The organism is Mesorhizobium sp. WSM4840, from assembly GCF_055811755.1.
Genome location: NZ_JBVVQD010000015.1, coordinates 84,358 through 104,394, shown reverse-complemented (window position 1 = coordinate 104,394; position 20,037 = coordinate 84,358). Strand labels below are relative to the sequence as shown.

Genomic DNA, 20,037 nt, shown 5'->3' with positions numbered 1-20,037 from the left:
GTTGAACCATCAGCGAAAGTCCATTGATCCATCAGAACTTTGCGATGGTCTTGGCACGGCGGCTGGCGCATAGCGTTGGGCCATGACCACGCAAGCAATTCAGCTCGAAGCAGACTCAAAGGCCCGGCGTGGGTTTCTGCTGGCACTGGGCGCCTATCTCCTGTGGGGGTTGCTGCCCTTCTACATGAAGGCGGTCGCACATCTGCCGCTGGTCGAAGTCATCGCGCACCGCATCGTCTGGTCAGTGCCGATCGCGGCGGCCGTTTTGATCTGGGCCGGCCGCACGGCGGATTTCAAAGCGGCGTTGCGTTCCCCGCGCATCATTTCGATGGCGGCGCTGACGGCGGCGCTGATTTCAGTCAATTGGGGCATCTATGTCTGGGCGATCGCGGTCGACCGTACCATCGAGACCGCGCTTGGCTACTACATCAACCCGCTTGTCAGCGTCGTTGTCGGCGCGCTGCTGCTCGGCGAGCGGCTCGACCGGCTGCAGGTCGCGGCGGTGGTGCTGGCGGCCATCGCGGTCGCGGTGCTGACGATCGACGCCGCCAAGCTGCCCTGGGTGTCGCTGGTGCTGGCGTTTTCCTTTGCCGCCTATGCCTTCTTCCGCAAGACGCTGCCGATCGGTCCGAGCCAGGGCTTTCTGCTCGAAGTGCTGTTGCTGTCGGTGCCGGCGCTCGGCTACATCATCTTCCTCATCGTCACCGGGCAGGACCATTTCGTCTCCAGTTCGCTGAACGATACCGCACTGCTGATCGGCTGCGGCCCGGTCACCGCCGTACCGCTGCTGCTGTTTGGCTTCGGGGCCAAGCTGTTGCGCCTCTCCACCATCGGCATCATGCAGTATATCGCGCCGACCATTGTGTTCCTGATTGCCGTGCTGATCTTCGGCGAGCCCTTCGGCAGCACCCAGGCCGTCGCCTTCGGCCTGATCTGGACGGCGCTGGCGATCTACTCCTGGTCGATGTTCCGCGGCCGCGAGATCCGGCCGGCAGTGCGTTAGGACGAGGGATTTTCGATGTACGTGCTACACATAGCAAACAAGAATTATTCGTCGTGGTCGCTGCGGCCCTGGGTGCTGATGCGGACATTGGACGTCCCCTTCGAGGAGCGGCTGACACCGTTTCCGACCGGATCGAGCTGGAGCCTCTACCGGCCGTTCTCGCCCAGCGGCCGCGTACCTTGCCTGATCGACAACGGCTGGACGGTTTGGGATTCGCTCGCCATCGCCGAATATCTGGCCGAGCGCCACGCCGGCGTCTGGCCTGCCGACGCGAAGGCGCGAGCTTGGGCGCGGTCGGCTGCGGCCGAAATGCATTCGAGCTTCACCGCTTTGCGCGGCTCCTGTCCGATGAATTGCGGTGTCCGCGTCGCGCCGGTGCCGATGTCCGATGCGCTGAAGCACGACCTCTTCCGTCTCGGCGATCTCTGGGGCGATGGGCTGCGCCACTTCGGCGGACCGTTCCTAGCTGGCGATCGCTTCACCGCCGTTGACGCCTTCTTTGGCCCGGTGGCGTTTAGGGTTCAGTCCTACGGACTGTCTTTCGAGGGCGCAGCTGCCGCCTATCCGGCGCGATTGCTGGCTCTGCCGGCGATGCGCGAATGGTACGCGGCAGCCCTTGCCGAGACGTGGCGCGAGCCGGACCACGAAGCGGAGGTGCGCGCCGCCGGCACTGTCATCGAGGACTTTCGCGCAACCTTGTAACCGTTGCCGCTATATCCCTCGACCGAGCCGCCTGACAAACAGATAGACGACCGCCGCGACAACCAGCGATATCGCCGACGCCACCCAGAAGCCAATGGCGACGGCATTGCGGATGTGCGCAGGACGTTCGCAGAAGGCCTCAATTCACCCTTCGGTATGACGCTTTCCAAAGGCAGGCTCTATGTAGCGAATACCGACGCGCTTGTCGCTTTCCCCTACTCCAATGGCCAGACCCGAGCCACAACGCCGCCGGAAAAGATCGTCGACTTACCGGCCGGAGATCTCAATCATCATTGGACCAAGGATGTGATCGCAAGTGCGGATGGACGCAAGCTCTATGTCACCGTCGGCTCCAACAGTAACGTTGGAGAAAACGGCATGGCCGCGGAGAAGAACCGCGCCGCCGTCCTTGAAGTGGACCGGTCGACCCGCGGTACCCGGGTCTTCGCGTCAGGGCTGCGCAACCCGAACGGGCTTTCCTGGAGCCCTGAAACTGGCGAGCTTTGGGTCGCCGTGAACGGGCGTGACGAAATCGGCGACGATCTCGTGCCGGATTACATGACCTCGGTACGGCGCTTTCTACGGCTGGCCTTACAGCTACTACGGACAGAACGTCGACGAACGCGTCAAGCCGCAGCGCCCCGATCTCGTGGCGAGGGCGGTCAAGCCCGACTATGCGCTGGGTTCCCATACCGCCTCGCTGGGACTGACCTTTTCCAAAGGCGCGTCGCTCGGTCCGGCCTACGGCAACGGCGCCTTCGTCGGCAATAGGGGAATAGGGGAATAGGGGAGTTCATGAGCGGCATTCACTACCTACTCCCTACTCCCCTATTGCCTTAAAGCTTGTCGATTACCGACTGCACACCTTCGGTCGGTGCGTCGACCGATGATCCGGCGACCATGATGGCGGCGACGATCGCTTCCGGATCGTCGACCACCAGCGGCCTGACTCGCTGCGCGGTATGGATGAAGCCTTCGGCCATCATATGGTCGAGCAGCGCCAGCATCGGATCCCAGAATCCCCCAACGTTGCCGAAGACGATCGGCTTGCGATGATGGCCGAGCTGGCCCCAAGTCATGATCTCGATGATTTCCTCGACCGTGCCGATGCCGCCCGGCAGCGCCACAAAGGCGTCGGATTTCTCGAACATCGTATGCTTGCGCTCGTGCATGTTGTCGGTGATCACGAGCTCGTCGAGCCGGTTAAGCGCGGTTTCGGTGGCCTCCCTGTTGATCAGGAAGCGCGGAATGATGCCCGTCACCTTGCCGCCAGCCCGCAACGCGCCTTCGGCAACGGCTCCCATGATGCCCCTGGTGCCGCCGCCATAGATCAGACGCAGGCCGGACTTGGCGATCGAACGCCCAAGCAGGTGTCCGGCCTTGGCATAGGTTTCATCGCGGCCTGGAGACGAGCCGCAATAGACGCAGATAGATCGAATCGTGTTCATGAGATGATTGGTGATTGGGTCTTTATTCGCGGTCAAGCCCGGGCGGGCTTTTTCTTGCTGGCCCCTTTTTCTTGTCAGTCCCCTTTTTCTTGTCGGTTTGGGCAAAACAGGCTAGACCGGCATTAGGTGGCTAAGGGCAGGGAAATATGACGATTAATCCAATGAAGGCGCTTTTGTTCGCCGTCGGCGGCTCCGTCGCCGCGGCGGGGACCGCCTATGTATCGGGCGCGCTCGACCCGTATCTCAATCGCGCGCCACCGGCGGAAGTGGCATCACTGACGCCGCCGGTGAAGAAGCCGGCCGAGCCGGGGACCGATGGACCGCCTCCGCCCGCGCCGGCCTCAGATGCGATGGCACCGGCAGCGCCGGCCGCGGCCGATGCGATCGCGCCGACCTTCGATATCGTTCGGGTCGAAATCAAGGGCTCTATCGTCGTCGCCGGCAATGCCGCACCCAACGCCAAGGTCGAGATTCTCAACGGTTCGACGATTCTCGGCTCGACGGTCGCCGGTGCCGATGGCGCTTTTGCCATCGTTCTCGACGATCCGCTGAAACCCGGCGATTACACGATCGCGCTGCGTTCGATGACCGGCAATGTCGTGACCCCCTCTGCGCAGACAGCCGTCGTCTCGATTCCCCAGAGTCCTGCTGGCCAGGTGCTGGCGATGATCGAGGAGCCGGGCAAGCCCTCCGAATTGCTCACCGTTCCTACACCCGGGAAGAAGCCTGAAGGCCCTGCCGGCGACAAGGCGGCCGCTCCGGCTGCCGGGGACCCCGCTGCCGCGGCACCAGCCCCAGGCGCACCGGCTGCCACGGCGCCGGCCACTGTCGAAGCCGTCCCCGTGCCGGCTCCGGACGTGCCGGTCGCACCGGCAACACCAGCTGCAGGGCCAAAGATCATCGTCGAAGCGATCGAGATCGACGGCAACAAGATCTTCGTCGCCGGGCTCGCCGATCCAGGCCGCAAGGTGCGCGCCTATGCCAACGACATCTTGCTCGGCGACGCGAAAACTTCGCCCGACGGCCACTTCCTGGTCGAGGTGACGCGCAACATTCCGGTCGGCACCTACACCATCCATGTCGACGCACTCGATGCCGACGGGGTCAAGGTGGTGGCCCGTGCCGCCGTGCCGTTCGAGCGCGAGCCGGGCGAGTCGGTCGCCGCCGTGGCGCCCGCCGAGCAGAAGCCTGCCAAGCCGCCCGCCGCCGCGGACACGACCGCGCCTGCTCCACCTGCCACATCGGCTGAAATTCCCGAGACCGCGGCACCGAAGCTCGAACACGCCGACGGCGCCGTCATCATCCGCCGCCACGACACGCTGTGGCAGATCTCGCGGCGCGTCTATGGCCAAGGCGTGCGCTACTCGACCATCTACCTCGCCAATCAGGATCAGATCAGGAATCCAGACCGCATCTGGCCGGGGCAGGTGTTCAAGGTCCCGGAAAAATCGCAGGAAGGCGAAGCCGCCAACCTCAAGGCGATGGGCGACCAGATGACGACCGCCCCTGCCAAGTCCAACTAGAGGTCCAGCAGAAATCTTTTTTCTTCGTTAGGCTCTCTTGCGGAAAGTTCGTTCATCGTCTATCGCCGATAGACGATGAACGCTCCCTTGACCGAGAAGACCTGTGGCTTCGCCGACAGCCAGTCCGTCGCCGCGAAGCTCGCCGCGCTTTCGCATCCGGCCCGGATCGAGATCCTCCGGCATCTGTCGGCCAGCCGCTCCTGCTGCTGCCGCGAGGTCGTCGACCATCTCGACCTGGCGCAGTCCACCGTTTCGCAGCACCTGAAGATATTGGTCGAGGCCGGGCTGGTCCGCTACGAGCCGGACCGGCAACGCTCGCGCTATGAAGTCGACGGCGATGCGCTCGCCGATGTTTCCGCATCGCTGGCCGCGCTCGTCAATTCGTGCTGCACCGGCCGCTAATCATGATCCCGAATCGAAGGACCGCGTCAGCGAAAAGTGGAAGCCGGTTTCGGAAAAGGTGACGGTCAAGCAGTGAGATATAAGAAAAAGGCGATAAAAATGGCCGAAAAAACCGTTTCCGCTGAATCCGGTTCGACCGTCAAGACATTGCGCAATCTTTGGCCCTATATGTGGCCGGCCGACCGGGCCGACCTCCGGGCGCGGGTGGTGTGGGCGACCGTGCTTCTGGTGGTCGCCAAGCTGACACTGGTTGCCGGCCCCTATTTCTTCAAATGGGCGACCGATGCGCTAGCCGGGGATGCCAAGTCGGTGCCGCCGCTGCCGGCCTTCCTGCTGGCGCCGGTCATGCTGGTCATCGCATACAATGTCGTGCGGCTGGTGCAGCTCGGTTTCAACCAGCTGCGCGACGCGCTGTTTGCCCGCGTCGGACAATATGCGGTGCGCCAGCTCGCCTTCCGCACCTTCATCCACATGCATCAACTGTCGCTGCGCTTCCATCTCGAGCGCCGCACCGGCGGCCTGTCGCGCATCATCGAGCGCGGCACCAAGGGTATCGAGACGATCGTCCGCTTCACCGTGCTCAACACCTTGCCGACCATCCTCGAATTCGCGCTGACGGCCGCCATCTTCGCCGTCACCTATGGCTGGAAATACGTGGCCGTGGTGGCGGTGACGGTCTGGCTCTACATCTGGTTCACCATCAGGGCGAGCGACTGGCGCATCGTCATTCGCCGCGACATGAACGACAGCGACACCGACGCCAGCACCAAGGCGATCGATTCGCTGCTCAATTTCGAGACGGTCAAATATTTCAACAACGAGAGCATGGAAGCCGAGCGCTTCGACCGTTCGATGGCGCGCTACGAGACCGCCGCCACCAGGATATGGACCTCGCTCGGCTGGCTGAACTTCGGCCAGGGCGTCATCTTCGGTCTCGGCACGGTTATCGTGATGTGCCTTTCGGCGCTGGAGGTGCAGGCTGGTACGCAGACGGTTGGCGACTTCGTCTTCATCAACGCCATGCTAATCCAGCTTTCGGTGCCACTCAACTTCATCGGCTTCATCTATCGCGAAATCCGCCAGGGTCTGACCGACATCGAGCAGATGTTCGATCTGCTCGATGTGCCGCAGGAGATCGTCGACAAGCCGGGTGCCAGGCCGCTGGTCGTCGGCGCCGGCAAGGTCGAGTTCCGCGACGTGCAGTTTTCCTACGATCCCAACCGCAAGATCCTGAAAGGCATCAGCTTCGAAGTGCCGGCCGGCAAGACGGTTGCCATTGTCGGGCCGTCGGGCGCCGGCAAGTCGACCATTTCGCGGCTCCTGTTCCGCTTTTACGACATCCAGGGCGGCAAGATACTGATCGACGGCCAGGACATTCGCGACGTGACGCAGGAGAGCCTGCGCGCGGCGATCGGCATGGTGCCGCAGGACACCGTGCTGTTCAACGACACCATCGCCTACAACATCCGCTACGGCCGCGTCGATGCCAGCGAGGAGGATGTGCACAAGGCGGCAGAACTCGCTCAGATCGGGCCATTCATCGAGCGGCTGCCCGACGGCTACCGTTCGATGGTCGGCGAGCGCGGGCTGAAACTGTCGGGCGGTGAGAAGCAGCGCGTGGCGATCGCCCGCACCATTTTGAAGGCGCCGCCGATCCTGATGCTCGACGAGGCGACCTCGGCTCTCGACAGCCATACCGAACAGGAGATCCAGGCGGCGCTCGACCTCGTCAGTAAGGGCCGCACGACCATCGTCATCGCCCACCGGCTGTCGACGGTGATTTCGGCCGACGAGATCATCGTGCTGCAGGACGGCCAGATCGCCGAGCGTGGCACGCATGCCGCCTTGATGCGCAAGGCCGGTCTGTACGCGTCGATGTGGGACCGCCAGCGTGAGGCAACCGAGGCCGAGGAGCGGCTGCGCATTGCTCGCGAGCGCGACGAGTTCGGCGTCGTCGTCCGCCGCCGCCCCTCGGAAGTGTCGTAGCCCTTATGGCCAGCCGGCGCCCGGTGCGGAAGCCTCGATGCTGAGCACCTGGCCGGTGCGGGCATCGCTGATCATGTGTTCGAAGCCGCGCCATTCGGCGGCGACGATGAACAGTGTCTTGCCGTCGGCGCCGCCGAGCATGCAGGCAAAGCAGCCGCGATCGGCATCGACACTCTCGAGCATTGCGCCGCCTTCGCGCACGCGCACGCAGTGCCGGTTGGGCACGTCGGCATACCAGACAGCGCCTTCGGCATCGAGACAGATGCCGTCTGGAAAGCCGTTGCCGAGGTCGGCCCATCGCCGCCGGTTGGCGAGGCTGCCATCGGCGGCGATGTCGAAGGCGGTTAGCCTGTTGGCGTGGGATTCAGCGACGATCAACGTTTTGTTGTCAGGCGTCACCGCCATCCCGTTGGCGAAGGCGATCTTGTCCGCCACCTGCCGCACCGACCCGTCCGGCGCAATCAGCACGATGGTGCCGGGGCCGAAATGCTGGCCGGGAGCGGGCGCCGGCCCACCGCCATTGATGTAGATGTTGCCGCGCCCGTCGACGACGATCTCATTCCAAGGGCTCGTTGAAAAACCCCGCAGATCGGCGTGGGTGGCCAGCGTACCGTCTGCTTCTTGCCGCAGCACCAACCCCTCACGCCCGCAGACGACGACCAGGCGACCGTCCGGCAGCCAGTCGATCGAATAGGGCAGGGTGGCCGGCACAGTGAGCCTGACCTCACTGTTGCCGTCGGCATCGACGGCGATGATCTGGCCGGTTCCCCAGTTGCAGAACCAAAGCCTGCCATCATGCCAGCGCGGCGACTCGCCGAACGCCAGACCGTTCATCACGACATTTGCTTCTTTGGCTGCTAATTTCTGCGACGGCATTGCGGGCTCCCAGGTTTCGTGCCGTAGGCGCCCCACTCGGCCGATATAAAGCGCCTCTCACCAAGGACGGGCGAGGATGCCGCGCGCCGACAACTGCGACGGTTTTTCGCAAAGGCCGGATCGGTTCCAATATGCGTGAACCGGATACGTGCCCCAACGCAACCGCCGCCGAACCGGCTTTCGCTCATTGTTGCGTTGCGGCCACAGGGTGTTTCCGCTATTGAGGCCGGACCTGAAACTAGGCTGTTTCCATTCCATGGACCTCGTCGACACGATCAAGAAAACGTTCGTTCCGATCCATCGCGAAGGCTATCCGTTTATCGCCGCCTTCGCAGCGGTGACGCTTTTCCTCGGCTATTTCTCTTCGATCCTGTTTTGGGTCTGCCTGATCCTGACGGCCTGGTGCGTCTATTTCTTCCGCGACCCCGAGCGCGTCACGCCTGTCGATGACCGGCTGGTGGTGAGCCCGGCCGACGGCATCATCACGGCGGTCGGTCCGGCCGTGCCGCCGCGCGAACTTGGCCTCGGCGGCGGCGAGATGACCCGCATCTCGGTGTTCATGGACGTCTTTTCCTGCCACGTGAACCGGGCGCCGGTGCGCGGCCGCATCACAAGGATCGAGCATCGGCCGGGCCAGTTCCTCAACGCCGCACTCGACAAGGCGAGCGCCGACAACGAGCGCAACGGCCTGGTCATCGACAGCCCCAACGGCACGGTGGCCGCGGTGCAGATCGCCGGCCTGGTGGCGCGGCGCATCGTCTGCTGGGCCGAGACCGGCGGCACGATCGGCATCGGCGAGCGCTTTGGGCTGATCCGCTTCGGCTCGCGCGTCGACGTATTCCTGCCGTCGGCCGCAACGCCGCGTGTCGCCGTCGGCCAGACCGCGGTCGGTGGTGAAACCATACTGGCCGAATTCGGCGGCATTGCCGCAACGCCGCTCGTGCGGGTGTCCTGAGCCGTGGGCGCGCCGTTCAAGAAATTCGAGGCGCATGGCAGCGGCGGTCCGCGAATCCATGAAATCCCGATGCGCATGGTGCTGCCCAATCTCGTCACCGTGCTCGCCATCTGCGCCGGCCTGTCCGGCATCCGCTTCGGCTTCGAAGGCCGTTTCGAGCCGGCAGTGGTGATGGTGCTGCTCGCCGCCTTCCTCGACGGCATCGATGGCCGCCTGGCGCGGATGCTGAAGGCGACGTCCAAATTCGGCGCGCAGATGGATTCGCTGGCCGACATCGTCAATTTCGGCGTAGCTCCCGCGCTGGTGCTCTACGCCTTCCTGCTCGACCAAGCCGGCTCGCCGGGCTGGATTGCCGCGCTCCTGTTCACCATCGCCTGCGGGCTGAGACTCGCTCGTTTCAACGTGCTCGACGAAGAAACAGATCGCCCGCAGTGGCAAACCTCGTATTTCGTCGGCGTGCCGGCGCCGGCGGGTGCAGTGCTGGTGATGCTGCCGCTTTATCTGTACTTCCTGCGGCTTGGCGTGGAGCCGTCCCGCCCTGCCGCCTTCGTCGCCGCCGGCTTCACCGTTCTGGTCGCCTTCCTGCTGGTCAGCCGGCTGCCGGTCTATTCCGGCAAGAGCCTGAAAGTCCCGGGCGACAAGGTGCTGCCGATCATCCTCGGCGTCGTCCTCTATATCCTGCTTTTGATGACCTACCCCTGGTACACGCTGACAGCGTCGGTCGCCGGCTATCTGCTGTTCCTGCCGTTCAGCGTGCGCGCCTATTCCAGGCGCGCCAAGCGCGAGGGCGAGAAGGTGCCGCCTTCAGACATCGGCTGACAGGCCTGTCGCCAATTCGCTCCGACGGTCACCTCGAGCATTTTGCAGCCAAGTGGAATCACTTGGCGTCGCAGAAATTGCGGCTAAAACAAATAGATAGAGCGGGATGCCCAGTTCAATTCGGACGCATCCCGCTCTAGCGGGAACCTGCCGGGTATCTTGACCGTTTTGTCTCAGCGGGCGAGGCGAGCGACCTCGCGAAGCGCCTTGCTGCAACCTCTCAAGTTGCTGTGCCAGGCGCAGGAGTTGAAGAAGAGTGAGGAGAAATGGCTGTCGTCCTCATTGGTGCGTTGCTCATTGTCGCTGGCGTTGTGTACATGGCTGGCGCAGCCCTATGGCGCGGGCGGCTCAGCGAACCGGCACCTGTTCGCACGGCGGCGGATAGCTCGACGCCAAATCTCGTAACGCCAGGCCCAACACTTGAGCCGCGGCGGCGCGGCCTCGGTTTCCTCGGCCTGTCGCAGAACTGGCCGGGCCTGCTGATGATGGCGGTCGGGTTCATCCTGCTGTTGTCAGTGGTGGTCCTCTAAGCGCTAAGCTGCCGCGCTGAGCCCCAGCCGGTCAATCGCCAGCTTGCGGGTCGAGACATAGTCGGTCTTGCCTGAACCCAGCACCGGGATTTCCTCCACCTTGACGATGTCGTTCGGCACCATCAAATCGGCGGCACCGGCTTGTCTGCCAAATTTGCGCAATTCATCGGGGTCGGCGTCATCAGCGGTGGTGACCAGCACGATGCGCTCGCCGCGGCGCCTGTCCGGCACCGCCACCACAGCGTGGTGCTCTTCCGGCCATAGCGACTGCACCAGCATCTCAACTGCGCCCAGCGACACCATCTCGCCGGCGATCTTGGCGAAGCGCTTGGCCCGGCCGCGAATGGTGATGAAGCCTTCGCGGTCGACCGAAACGATGTCGCCGCTATCGTGCCAGCCGTCGAGCGGCTGCAATTCGCCGGGCCTATCTGATGTCATGTAGCCCATCATCAAATTCGGCCCGTCGAGCCACAACCGTCCGGCGCCGCTAATGCCCTCGACCGGCTCGAGCTTCATGCGCATGGCCGGCAACAGCCGCCCGACCGTGCCGTCGCGGCCGTGGATGGCGGTATTGACGGCAACGACTGGTGACGCCTCGGTCAGGCCGAAACCCTCAATGATCTCGGCCTGAAAACGCTCTCGGTAGACGCGGCGTGTCTCCGGTTTCACAGCCTCGGCTCCGGCGACGATGAAGCGCAGGCTGGAAAAGTCGCCGTCCTTGGCGGTGCGCGCATAGTTGGCGAGGAACGTGTCGGTGCCGAACATGACGGTCGGCCTTGCCTTGCGTGCGACCTCGGGGATCAGCTTGTAGTGGAGCGGCGAGGGATAGAGAAATAGTTTCACTCCGGTGACCAGCGGCAGGATGGTGCCGCCGGTGAGCCCGAACGAGTGGAACACCGGCAGCACGTTGAGCAGGATATCGGCCGGTGAGATGGTGATGCGGGCTTCGGCCTGCATGGCGTTGACGAGAAGGTTCCTGTGCGACAGCACCACCGCCTTGGGCGTGCCTTCCGAGCCTGAAGTGAACAGGATCACCCCTGGCTTGGCGGCATTCTGCCGCTGTAGCGGCCAGCGCCACAGCAAGGCGGCAGCGAGCTTGTCCAGTACGGTTACGCTGGCCCGCACATCCTCCAGCCACAACAGCTTGGCGCCGCCTTCTTCTACCGCCGCGACGATGTCAGCGAGGCTGGCCTTGTCGACAAAGGCGCGCGACGAGACCACGGTGCGGATCTCCGCCGTGCGCACGGCGGCGGTCACGCTGGCCGGGCCTGCGGTGTAGTTGATCATCGCCGCCACCCGGCTCGCCGACAACAGGCCAATGAGCGACAGCACGACGCCATTGGCGTTGGGCAGCAGCAGTCCAACCGCTTCGCCCGGCGCCGTCACCGCCTCGAAGCGGCGGCCCAGCACACGCGCGCCGATGAACAGTTTTCTGTAGTTCAGCGTGCCGCTGACCACGTCTTCGACGATAGGATGCGAGGCGCCGACACGGTCGGCGGCGTCGCGTATGGCGAGGAACAGGCCGCGGTTAAGATCGCTGCCGAAAAGGCGGGCTTCAGCGACACGGTCGAACAGCGCATTGGTGTTCGAGGACTGTTCAGGATTTCGTGCCACCAGCTCGGCGATGGTCATTGGCTCCAGCACACTGATCGACAGAAGGGGAAACCAGCGCCGGGGCGCCTTGTCTGCCGGCGTCAGCGATACCGGCAGAGTGCGCGCACCGGCGACGAAGATCGGCACGATGCGGGCGTCGGCCTGCATGGCGATGCGGGTGACGGCGCGAAACAGGCGAAATGTCTTGATATCAGGCTCGACCGCATCCGGCAGATAGACGGCAAGGCGGCCCTTGCCCTTCAGCACCCGCACCAGCCGGCGGCTGACGAAGACATGCTCGGCGTTGAAAGCGATGGTGCGGCCAAGCTCGCGCCATGGTTCGAGCCAGGGCGATCGCGCCGAGACCTCGTCGAGGATGTGCAGGGTGTCTTCCGGCAGCAGTGACAGCATCAGCGCCGGTTCGAGACGCGACTGGTGCGAAATGACGTAAATGACCGGGGCGGCTGTTCTGCGGGCGATCTTGATACGATCATCGGCGACCCGGTAGGCGAGCTTGAACGGCACGTAGAGCAGCGCCTGGGTGAAGCGCAGGCCGAGGCGGAATTTTTCCACCACGGCGATCAGCAGCCAGGCCGCGACGAGGCCCGCAAGCAGCGCCAGTGTCAGGGTCATGCCGCGTCTCTCCCAACGGATTCTCACGTCGCGGCTCTTTCCTGGCCGCTTCAATGAGAACCTAGACGAAGTGGGCTCAACGTCAATGCTGCTCGACCAGGGCTGGCTGCAGGCCTGTTACGCTTCACCGTCGCTAATATGACTTGCGGGATGAGCGTGGAACTGAACGGCGCCCTTCAAGCCGCTTTCAACCTCCCGCTGATGAAACGGAATTCCTGTGTCTTGCCGCCATAGCCATAGGCGGCGGGCGGCACTTCGTGCACGAAGGCGTAGCTTTCTTCGTGCATCTCACCCAGCATGCGGCCAAAGGCGGCGAAGATCGCCTTGAGATAGGCTTCCAATTCGAGCTTGGTGTTGGTGCCGTCGACCACCTTGATGTCGAGCCAGAAGGTCTTGGCGCCGTGCTCGGCCAGCGACTTGCCGCTGGCGAACCAATGCTGCGGGTCGAGATAGGATATGGCGACCGCGGTGATGGTCGGATCCTTTCGCAGATGCATTGCGGTCAGTTCGGTCACTTCCCTGGCGATGGTGGCGGACAGAGCGGCATCGGGCCTGCCGGTGACGCTGACATTGATGATCGGCATAATTTTTCTCCTCGGGTTACGCGGCATCTCTTCGCCGTCAGAAATCTTTGCCATCGCTCTTTCATTATGAAAATCAAATTGTTTTTGGCAAACACTTTGATATTATCGAATTATGCGAATGCTCGACCCCGATCTCCTCAAAACCTTTCTCGCCTTCGTCGATGGCGGCTCGCTGGCGCAGGCGGCGTCAGTTGTCGGCCGCTCGGCGTCGGCGGTGACCACGCAGATGCAGCGGCTTGAGGATATTGTCGGCGAACCGCTTCTGGTGCCGCAGGGGCGGGGCCGCGTCCTGACGCCGGCCGGGGAGGATCTGGTCGGCCACGCACGGCGTATCCTGGCAGTGCATCGCGCGGCGTGGCTGGCCCTCAAGGGCGTGCGAGCCGATGGGCGCGTGGCCATAGGCACGACACAAGATTTCGCCGACAGCGGCCTGCCGGATTTGCTCAGGGCCTTCGCCGTGAGTCATCCACGCGTCAGGATCGAATTGCGCGTCGGCCGCTCCGCCGAATTGGCGCAGGCGCTGCAATCCGGCACCCTCGATCTGGCGATCGCCATGCGCCAGGCGCCGGCGCCGGACGAAGTCGGCGTGCTCCGCGAGCCGATGGTCTGGCTCTGTTCGCAAAAGGGGCTGGTTTCGCGCCAGGACGAGCTGCCGCTGGCGCTGCTCGATCCGCGTTGCGGCTTTCGTGAAGCAGCGATCGCGGCACTCGACACGACCGGCCGCCGCTACCGCATCGCCGCCGGCAGTGCCAGCCTGGCAGGACTGCGCACAGCGGTGAATGCCGGCATTGCTCTGACGCTCCGGACGGCGCGCTTTGCCCATTCCGGCATCGTCGAGGCACCGCGCGACCTTGGCCTGCCGCCGGTTCCCATCGCCGAGTTCGCCATCCGGCTGCGCCAGGATGCCGAGCCCCCGGCACAGCATCTGGCTGCGCTGTTCAGCGGCAACCTTGCCTTGGCAGGCGCACCAAGCTGATTTCGCAAAAAGAAAAAGCCGACCTTGCGGTCGGCTCTAGGTTAGACGGGCCGAGGGGTTTGGGGGGACTTGGGGTGACCCGTCGAACCCAACAATGCTTGAACCCGATGATGGTTCCATGACTTTACAAATTTATTTCAGGGGCAGTTTTTCTCAGGCAGAGCGCTGCCTCGCCACGTGCCAGTCGCGCCCGGCATGGGCGAACACAGCGCAGAGCACGATGGCGCCGCCTATCATGCTGGCGGCCGGCGGGACTTCGGCCAGGAACAGGAAGGCGAACAGGATCGCGAACGGTACTTCAGCCGAGCCTAGCAGGCCGGATTCGGCTGCCGGGATGAGCCGTGCGCCCTCCGTCCACAGGATCGAGGCCAGCGCGAACGACATGCCGAAGGTGACGAGCAGCACTGCGTCTCTGGCCGAAACCGCCAGTGGATCGGTGACGAACCAGCCGAGCACGAACAAAAGAAACGCCGACACCGCTCCGGCCCACACCACAGGCGTGTCGCGGAAAGCGCGCACCATGATCATGTAGAGCGCGCTGCCGATTGTCATCAGCAGCGCCAGCCCGTCGCCGAACAGATGGCCGGTACCGAAGCCGGACCAGACCATGATCGCCACACCGCTGAGCGACACGGCGGCGGCGGCAAGCGTCTGCAGTCGGAAGCGCTCACGGACCAGCATGAAGGCAAGCAGCGCGGTGACGAAGGGCGCGGTGGCGTAGATGATCGCGACATTGGCGACGAAGGTGAATTTGAACGCCGAGATGAAGGCGATGCTGGCCAGCGCGCCCTCGATCGCCAACAGCCAGCCGCGCCAGCCGAGGCGCAGGCTTTCACGCCTGAAGGAGCGGCGGCGGCGCCAAAGCACATAGAGGGTGATCAGGATCGAGCCGACGAAGCCGCGCCAGCAGGTGATGGTGAGCGGGTCGGCATGGATCGACTTGGTCAATACGCCGGTGAGGCCGAACACCGCCGCCGACGCCGAAACCAAGATGATGCCAAGGGTGCGCTCGGCGGCGGTGTCAGGCATGCTTAGGGATCCCGTCATGTCACCAGACTATGCTGCCTTGTCCTGACATCGTACTGTCAGCAGCGGTTGGCGCATCCTACAGCTGCTTGTGGAAATGTTCGTTGCCGATGATCAGCAGGCCGGCCCCAAAGATCAGCGCCGCGCCAAGAAACACTTCGCGGCGCGGTGGCCCTGCTGGTCGACCGTTTTTTCTGCTAATGACGCAGCAATGTCTGGACAGCTTGTCACTACGGTCCAAACGTCGTGAAATCGAAGTTTTTAGGCCGTATCGGTTCTATTCGAGTATCCTGACGAGCGATAAAGCCGACTGCCGAAAAGGGTTGGACATGGACGCGACCGGACTGAAGGCCATGCAGGCGCCGCTCAAGGAGGCCTATCGCGATGACGCGTCGCGCGCGCTGATCACGCTTCGGGCCAAGGGCTCGATCGACGACCAGTCGATCGCCTGCAAGGTCGAGACCGGCAGGGCGCTCGCCGTTGCCGGGCTGCATCCGGCGACCGGCGGTTCCGGGCTCGAACTGTGCTCGGGCGACATGCTGCTGGAGGCGCTGGTCGCTTGCGCCGGCGTGACGCTGAAGGCGGTGGCGACGGCGCTGGAGTTCAAGCTCGGCGCCGCCACGGTGGAGGCCGAAGGCGATCTCGATTTTCGCGGCACTTTAGGCGTGGCAAAAGATGCGCCGGTTGGCTTCCGCGCCATCCGGTTGAATTTCAACCTCGACAGTGACGAGCCACAAGAGCGCGTCGACACGCTGCTCAAGCTGACCGAACGCTACTGCGTGGTGTTCCAGACCATCAATGCCAGGCCGGAACTGACGGTGAGCGCGCGCCGCTGAAACGCGCGCTGCCAGTTTTATTCACTTTCGCCCTCGTCGGCGAAGGGCGAGGCGCTCGGCACGCACTGCACCGACCAGCCGGCCGGCGTTGGCTGCTTCTGATATTCGGTGACGGCGGAGGTGCACTGTTCGCGGGTGTCAAACGTGCTGGGCAGCACCACCATGCCGCCTTGCGGGCCGGCAATCACCAGATACCAGACCAACGCTACGCTCGGAGCCGCCATGGGATTTCCTCGTTTGTTGTGGGAGTCGGGCGATCCTATCAACTCTGGGCAATCGACGAAAGCGCGGCCGGGCGCGGTGGTTCGCCACGGCATCACAGCCCGCGTGAATGTCCTACGTCTGTTGGAACGGCTCAGTTTACGGCAAAGCAGTAGAACAGGCCGTCGCCGCCGGTGCTCCTCAGCGCCTCCTGACTGCAGCCGCCGCGTGAGGCGTGCGAGGAATTCCACGATTTGGCGGCGGCCGAATCGTCGAGACCGGTGCGGTCGTGATGGCCCGTCATCGCTGCACCTTCTGCTCCGCTGAGCGTCCAGTCGCCGCAGGTCTGGTCGGCGATTTTCGTCCCGTCGGGCTTGGAGCCGGTCAGCACGTCGTGCCGGTTGGGCTTGTCGCCGCGGCCGTTGATCATTTCGCCCTTTTCGTCGAGCGCCGTCTGCTTGGTGATGGCGTTGGCATCGCTATGCAGCGAAGCGACATCGTCGGCGATCTTGACGCCGTTGGCGTTGAACCACGGTCCCTTGCCGATGCGATCGCGTGCGTCGGTGTCGCTGGTCGAGAGATAGGCGCGCCATGTCTTGCCCGTGATGCCGGCCGCTTCAGCCAGCGAGCCGCAATGCGCATCGGCGCCCGCGAGGCCGCCGAGATCGGCGCCCTTGCCCGAGCCGACGCTAGTGACGAAGAAGCTCATCGTCGCATCCTGTGAGAATGCGACGCCGACGGCTGCTAGCGATGCAGCGGCGGTGACGACAAGCAGTCTGCGCATGGTGGTCCTCCGTTTGGGAAAATTTGGCGTTCCAATAACGTCGGTGGCGGCGCAATTCTTCCGTCAACATGCGCGATGCGTCTACTCCGGCTGCCGGTAGGCGACAAAGCGGCTGTGCTTGGCCTGGAAGATCAGCCCGGTTTCCCTAAGCGCAGGGCTGGCCAGCGGCACGATGCGTTTGGCGATCTCTGAAGGATGCGGCAGCGTCTCCGGATCCTCGCCGGGCACCGCCTGCGCCCGCATGGCGGTGCGGGTGGCGCCGGGGTCGGCGGCATTGACCCTGAGGGCCAAGTTTTCTGTCTCATGCGCCCAGGAACGCATCATCGTCTCAACCGCCGCCTTCGACGCCGCATAGGGCGCCCAGAAGGCCCGCGCCGAATGGGCGGCGTTGGAGGAAAGCACGATGGCGCGGCCGGCATCGGAGAGCCTGAGCAACGGATCGACCGAGCGGATCAGCCGCCATGTCGAGGTGACGTTGATGGTCATCACCTTTTCGAAGGTTTTGGCCTCGACATGGCCGATCGGCGAGATGACGCCGAGCACGGCCGCATTGGCGACCAGGATGTCGAGCTTGCCCCATCGCTCGTGGATGGCGCCGCCCAGCCGGTCGATGCCGGCCATGTCGGCAAGGTCGAGCGGCACAAGTGTAGCTTGTCCGCCCGCCGCCTTGATCTGGTCGTCGAGTTCTTCCAGCCCGCCGACGGTGCGGGCAACCGCGATGACATGCGCTCCGGCAGCGGCAAGTTCCAGGGCGATGAAGTAGCCGATGCCGCGCGAGGCACCGGTGACGACCGCGACGCGGCCGGAAAGGTCGAGGGCAGGGGTCACCGGGCAGCTCCGAAGGTTAGCGCTCTATGATGTCCGGCAGGACAGAGGGGGCGCGACACAGCAATCGCGACGAAATTTGCAAACCGGCGAAATTCGCGGGTTGCAGCAAGACCTACGAACCTCCTGCCGCCAAGAGCGACAGCGTGCGCACATTGTCCGAACCTTCGAAGTCGGCAAGCCGGGTCGGATATTGCCCGGTGAAGCAGGCGTCGCAGAATTGCGGCTGCTCATTGTCGCGGCCGGCCTCACCGACGGCGCGGTAGAGCCCGTCGATCGACAGGAAACCGAGTGAATCGACGCGGATGAACTCGGCCATCTCTTCCACCGACATGCGCGACGCAAGCAGCTTCGACTTCTCCGGCGTATCGACGCCATAGAAGCACGAAGCGCGCGTCGGCGGCGAGGCGATGCGCATGTGCACTTCCTTGGCGCCGGCATCGCGCACCATCTGCACGATCTTCTGGCTGGTGGTGCCGCGCACGATCGAATCGTCGACCAGCACCACGCGCTTGCCTTCGATCATGCGGCGGTTGGCATTGTGCTTGAGCTTGACACCCATGTGGCGGATCGAATCGCCAGGCTGGATGAAGGTACGGCCGACATAGTGATTGCGGATGATGCCGAGCTCGAACGGGATGCCCGCGGCTTGCGAAAAGCCGATCGCCGCCGGAGTGCCGCTGTCCGGCACCGGCACGACAATGTCGGCCTCGACCGGGCTTTCCAGCGCCAGCTCGGCGCCGATGCGCTTGCGAACTTCGTAGACGTTGCGGCCTTCGACCGACGAATCCGGACGCGCGAAATAAACATATTCGAAGATGCAGAAGCGGGTCTTCTGCGGCTCGAACGGAAACAGGCTCTCGATACCCTTGGCTGTGACGACGACCATCTCGCCGGGCTTCAGGTCGCGCACGAAACGCGCGCCGATGATGTCGAGCGCGCAGGTTTCGGAAGCCAGGATCCAGGCGCCGTCGAGATCGCCGAGCACCAGCGGCCGGATGCCGAGCGGATCGCGGCAGCCGATCATCTTCTTTGAAGTCATCGCCACCAGCGAGAAGGCGCCTTCGACCTGGCGCACCGCATCGATGAAGCGCGAGTTGAGATCGCGTTCCCTGCTGGTAGCGACCAGATGCAGCAGCGTCTCGGTGTCGGAGGTCGATGAGAAGATCGCGCCCTGTTTCTGCAGCGCGCGCTGCACGGTCATGGCGTTGGTGAGGTTGCCGTTGTGGGCGACGGCGAAGCCGCCATCGGCGAGCTCGGCGAAAAACGGCTGGATGTTGCGCTGGCCGGCGCCGCCTGTGGTGGCGTAGCGCGTGTGGCCGATGGCGCGGTTGCCTTGCAGGCTGTCGATGACGCGCTGCTTGGTGAAGGTGTCGCCGATCAGGCCGACGTGATGTTCGACATGGAACTGGGTGCCGTCATAGGAAACGATACCCGCTGCTTCCTGGCCGCGATGCTGCAATGCATGCAGGCCGAGCGTGACGATAGCCGCGGCGTCCTGCCGGCCAAAAATACCGAACACACCGCATTCGTCATGGAAATGATCGTCAGCTTCGGCGGAAAGCAAGTCGTCTGCGTCTGCCATCTTCAGCTCCGCTAAAGTCGCTATATAGTGTGATGACTGCTCGAGAGCAACGTAGAGTTTGCCGCTTTCACATGATCGTCAGTTTGCCGGCGCCGGATTGGCCGGTGCATTGTCGGCTGGTGGCGCGTTGGTCTCGCTGCCGTCGAGCGCCGGAGCATCGTCGCCGGTTGCCGGTGCGTCCGCCGCGGGTGCGTCCGCCGCCGGAGGTGTCTCGGCTCCGGTCTCGGGTGCCGGCTGATTCGGATTGAGCCTGTTGAGGATCGCGTTTTCCGGATCCTCGGGCAGCAGGCTTTCGAGCTTGGCGCCGATCGATTCGAGCAGCGGCCGCGACTTGGCGTTGGCGACCCAGCCCGGAGCCTTCGGGCCGGCCAGCCAGTTGAAGAACAGTAGGGCCACCGCGACGACCAGGATGCCGCGCGCCGCGCCATACAGGAAACCGAGCGTGCGGTCGAGCGCGCCGACCCTGGAATCTATGATCCAGTCGGCGAGTCTCATGGTGATGACGGAGACGACGATCAGCGCGACGATGAAGACGATGCCGGCGGCCACCACCATGGCAATCTTCTCATTGTCGACATAGGGCTGAACGTAAGGCAGGACCGGTTGGTAGAAGAAGAACGCCGCAGCCGCCGCCGCTATCCAGGAGACGACGGAGAGGATCTCGCGCGAAAAGCCGCGAACCATGGCGAGCATCGCCGAGACCAAGGTGAAGCCGACGAGAATTCCGTCAAGCAGCGTAATCGGCATGTC

The 20,037-nt window shown here is 63.9% G+C and carries 20 protein-coding genes and 1 pseudogene; 11 read left to right on the top strand and 10 right to left on the bottom strand.

Annotated elements, in window-relative coordinates:
* Positions 1-82: 82 nt before the first annotated feature.
* The 3 genes and pseudogenes from rarD to AC0L3I_RS20660 all read left to right on the top strand — a co-directional run.
* Positions 83-1,003, top strand: a complete 921-nt coding sequence (rarD, locus tag AC0L3I_RS20670; protein ID WP_473528050.1) for an EamA family transporter RarD — start codon at positions 83-85, stop codon at positions 1,001-1,003.
* A 15-nt stretch (positions 1,004-1,018) separates the two neighbouring features.
* Positions 1,019-1,705: a glutathione S-transferase family protein gene (locus AC0L3I_RS20665; RefSeq protein WP_473528049.1), complete on the top strand. Its 687-nt coding sequence runs from the start codon at positions 1,019-1,021 to the stop codon at positions 1,703-1,705.
* 87 nt (positions 1,706-1,792) lie between these two features.
* A pseudogene (locus tag AC0L3I_RS20660) lies at positions 1,793-2,480 on the top strand (PQQ-dependent sugar dehydrogenase); the annotation flags it as partial.
* A 61-nt stretch (positions 2,481-2,541) separates the two neighbouring features.
* Here the strand turns inward: AC0L3I_RS20660 and AC0L3I_RS20655 are convergent.
* Positions 2,542-3,153 carry an LOG family protein gene (locus tag AC0L3I_RS20655; protein ID WP_123149788.1) on the bottom strand — a complete coding sequence of 204 codons (612 nt, stop codon included), beginning with the start codon at positions 3,151-3,153 and terminating at the stop codon, positions 2,542-2,544.
* Positions 3,154-3,299: 146 nt separating this feature from the next.
* On the opposite strand from AC0L3I_RS20655, the gene AC0L3I_RS20650 reads away from it, so the two are divergent.
* The 3 genes from AC0L3I_RS20650 (at position 3,300) to AC0L3I_RS20640 (ending at position 7,064) form a co-directional block, all read left to right on the top strand.
* Entirely contained in the window at positions 3,300-4,676 is a 1,377-nt protein-coding gene (locus tag AC0L3I_RS20650) for a LysM peptidoglycan-binding domain-containing protein (RefSeq protein ID WP_473528048.1), read from the top strand.
* Between the two features lie 75 nt (positions 4,677-4,751).
* Positions 4,752-5,078, top strand: coding sequence for an ArsR/SmtB family transcription factor (locus AC0L3I_RS20645; RefSeq protein ID WP_473486672.1), 327 nt, complete (start codon positions 4,752-4,754; stop codon positions 5,076-5,078).
* 99 nt (positions 5,079-5,177) lie between these two features.
* Positions 5,178-7,064: an ABCB family ABC transporter ATP-binding protein/permease gene (locus AC0L3I_RS20640; protein WP_473528047.1), complete on the top strand. Its 1,887-nt coding sequence runs from the start codon at positions 5,178-5,180 to the stop codon at positions 7,062-7,064.
* A gap of 3 nt (positions 7,065-7,067) precedes the next feature.
* On the opposite strand, the gene AC0L3I_RS20635 is transcribed toward AC0L3I_RS20640, so the two are convergent.
* Positions 7,068-7,940 (bottom strand): SMP-30/gluconolactonase/LRE family protein, encoded by an 873-nt coding sequence (locus tag AC0L3I_RS20635; RefSeq protein ID WP_473528046.1) that lies wholly within the window; start codon positions 7,938-7,940, stop codon positions 7,068-7,070.
* 256 nt (positions 7,941-8,196) lie between these two features.
* On the opposite strand from AC0L3I_RS20635, the gene AC0L3I_RS20630 reads away from it, so the two are divergent.
* The 3 genes from AC0L3I_RS20630 (at position 8,197) to AC0L3I_RS20620 (ending at position 10,244) form a co-directional block, all read left to right on the top strand.
* The gene (locus AC0L3I_RS20630; protein WP_123149893.1) at positions 8,197-8,895 is read left to right on the top strand and encodes a phosphatidylserine decarboxylase; all 699 of its coding nucleotides are present in this window, start codon (positions 8,197-8,199) and stop codon (positions 8,893-8,895) included.
* Positions 8,896-8,898: 3 nt separating this feature from the next.
* Positions 8,899-9,714 (top strand): CDP-diacylglycerol--serine O-phosphatidyltransferase, encoded by an 816-nt coding sequence (gene pssA, locus AC0L3I_RS20625; protein WP_473528045.1) that lies wholly within the window; start codon positions 8,899-8,901, stop codon positions 9,712-9,714.
* Between the two features lie 266 nt (positions 9,715-9,980).
* Complete coding sequence (locus AC0L3I_RS20620; protein WP_473528044.1) at positions 9,981-10,244, top strand: hypothetical protein; 264 nt, start codon at positions 9,981-9,983, stop codon at positions 10,242-10,244.
* Between the two features lie 3 nt (positions 10,245-10,247).
* Here AC0L3I_RS20620 and AC0L3I_RS20615 read toward each other — a convergent pair whose 3' ends face one another.
* Complete coding sequence (locus tag AC0L3I_RS20615; protein ID WP_473528043.1) at positions 10,248-12,470, bottom strand: AMP-binding protein; 2,223 nt, start codon at positions 12,468-12,470, stop codon at positions 10,248-10,250.
* Between the two features lie 176 nt (positions 12,471-12,646).
* Complete coding sequence (locus tag AC0L3I_RS20610; protein WP_473528042.1) at positions 12,647-13,054, bottom strand: tautomerase family protein; 408 nt, start codon at positions 13,052-13,054, stop codon at positions 12,647-12,649.
* Positions 13,055-13,166: 112 nt separating this feature from the next.
* Between AC0L3I_RS20610 and AC0L3I_RS20605 the strand changes: the two genes are divergently transcribed.
* Complete coding sequence (locus tag AC0L3I_RS20605) at positions 13,167-14,030, top strand: LysR substrate-binding domain-containing protein (RefSeq protein ID WP_473528041.1); 864 nt, start codon at positions 13,167-13,169, stop codon at positions 14,028-14,030.
* A gap of 153 nt (positions 14,031-14,183) precedes the next feature.
* Here AC0L3I_RS20605 and AC0L3I_RS20600 read toward each other — a convergent pair whose 3' ends face one another.
* On the bottom strand, positions 14,184-15,059 hold the full coding sequence (locus AC0L3I_RS20600; RefSeq protein WP_473528040.1) for a DMT family transporter: 876 nt from the start codon (positions 15,057-15,059) through the stop codon (positions 14,184-14,186).
* A gap of 326 nt (positions 15,060-15,385) precedes the next feature.
* On the opposite strand from AC0L3I_RS20600, the gene AC0L3I_RS20595 reads away from it, so the two are divergent.
* Positions 15,386-15,892, top strand: a complete 507-nt coding sequence (locus AC0L3I_RS20595) for an OsmC family protein (protein ID WP_473528039.1) — start codon at positions 15,386-15,388, stop codon at positions 15,890-15,892.
* Between the two features lie 17 nt (positions 15,893-15,909).
* Here the strand turns inward: AC0L3I_RS20595 and AC0L3I_RS20590 are convergent, their stop codons facing one another.
* The 5 genes from AC0L3I_RS20590 to AC0L3I_RS20570 all read right to left on the bottom strand — a co-directional run bounded on the left by AC0L3I_RS20590 (position 15,910) and on the right by AC0L3I_RS20570 (position 20,034).
* A complete protein-coding gene (locus tag AC0L3I_RS20590; protein WP_123149778.1) occupies positions 15,910-16,116 on the bottom strand; it encodes a hypothetical protein in 207 nt (68 codons plus the stop codon).
* Positions 16,117-16,247: 131 nt separating this feature from the next.
* On the bottom strand, positions 16,248-16,877 hold the full coding sequence (locus AC0L3I_RS20585; RefSeq protein ID WP_473528038.1) for a hypothetical protein: 630 nt from the start codon (positions 16,875-16,877) through the stop codon (positions 16,248-16,250).
* A gap of 81 nt (positions 16,878-16,958) precedes the next feature.
* Entirely contained in the window at positions 16,959-17,705 is a 747-nt protein-coding gene (locus AC0L3I_RS20580; protein ID WP_473528037.1) for an SDR family NAD(P)-dependent oxidoreductase, read from the bottom strand.
* 112 nt (positions 17,706-17,817) lie between these two features.
* A complete protein-coding gene (gene purF / locus AC0L3I_RS20575) occupies positions 17,818-19,287 on the bottom strand; it encodes an amidophosphoribosyltransferase (protein WP_473486683.1) in 1,470 nt (489 codons plus the stop codon).
* A 78-nt stretch (positions 19,288-19,365) separates the two neighbouring features.
* Entirely contained in the window at positions 19,366-20,034 is a 669-nt protein-coding gene (locus AC0L3I_RS20570; RefSeq protein ID WP_123149774.1) for a CvpA family protein, read from the bottom strand.
* Between the last annotated feature and the right edge of the window lie 3 nt (positions 20,035-20,037).

Coding starts and splice junctions, on each gene's coding strand:
- AC0L3I_RS20640 (WP_473528047.1), top strand. CDS start 5,178: ATGGCCGAAAAAACCGTTTCCGCTGAATCCGGTTCGACCGTCAAGACA.
- AC0L3I_RS20630 (WP_123149893.1), top strand. CDS start 8,197: ATGGACCTCGTCGACACGATCAAGAAAACGTTCGTTCCGATCCATCGC.
- AC0L3I_RS20650 (WP_473528048.1), top strand. CDS start 3,300: ATGACGATTAATCCAATGAAGGCGCTTTTGTTCGCCGTCGGCGGCTCC.
- AC0L3I_RS20595 (WP_473528039.1), top strand. CDS start 15,386: ATGGACGCGACCGGACTGAAGGCCATGCAGGCGCCGCTCAAGGAGGCC.
- AC0L3I_RS20655 (WP_123149788.1), bottom strand. CDS start 3,153: ATGAACACGATTCGATCTATCTGCGTCTATTGCGGCTCGTCTCCAGGC.
- AC0L3I_RS20605 (WP_473528041.1), top strand. CDS start 13,167: ATGCGAATGCTCGACCCCGATCTCCTCAAAACCTTTCTCGCCTTCGTC.
- AC0L3I_RS20635 (WP_473528046.1), bottom strand. CDS start 7,940: ATGCCGTCGCAGAAATTAGCAGCCAAAGAAGCAAATGTCGTGATGAAC.
- AC0L3I_RS20570 (WP_123149774.1), bottom strand. CDS start 20,034: ATGCCGATTACGCTGCTTGACGGAATTCTCGTCGGCTTCACCTTGGTC.
- AC0L3I_RS20610 (WP_473528042.1), bottom strand. CDS start 13,054: ATGCCGATCATCAATGTCAGCGTCACCGGCAGGCCCGATGCCGCTCTG.
- AC0L3I_RS20645 (WP_473486672.1), top strand. CDS start 4,752: ATGAACGCTCCCTTGACCGAGAAGACCTGTGGCTTCGCCGACAGCCAG.
- AC0L3I_RS20665 (WP_473528049.1), top strand. CDS start 1,019: ATGTACGTGCTACACATAGCAAACAAGAATTATTCGTCGTGGTCGCTG.
- purF (WP_473486683.1), bottom strand. CDS start 19,287: ATGGCAGACGCAGACGACTTGCTTTCCGCCGAAGCTGACGATCATTTC.
- AC0L3I_RS20600 (WP_473528040.1), bottom strand. CDS start 15,059: ATGCCTGACACCGCCGCCGAGCGCACCCTTGGCATCATCTTGGTTTCG.
- AC0L3I_RS20585 (WP_473528038.1), bottom strand. CDS start 16,877: ATGCGCAGACTGCTTGTCGTCACCGCCGCTGCATCGCTAGCAGCCGTC.
- AC0L3I_RS20620 (WP_473528044.1), top strand. CDS start 9,981: ATGGCTGTCGTCCTCATTGGTGCGTTGCTCATTGTCGCTGGCGTTGTG.
- AC0L3I_RS20615 (WP_473528043.1), bottom strand. CDS start 12,470: ATGACCCTGACACTGGCGCTGCTTGCGGGCCTCGTCGCGGCCTGGCTG.
- rarD (WP_473528050.1), top strand. CDS start 83: ATGACCACGCAAGCAATTCAGCTCGAAGCAGACTCAAAGGCCCGGCGT.
- AC0L3I_RS20590 (WP_123149778.1), bottom strand. CDS start 16,116: ATGGCGGCTCCGAGCGTAGCGTTGGTCTGGTATCTGGTGATTGCCGGC.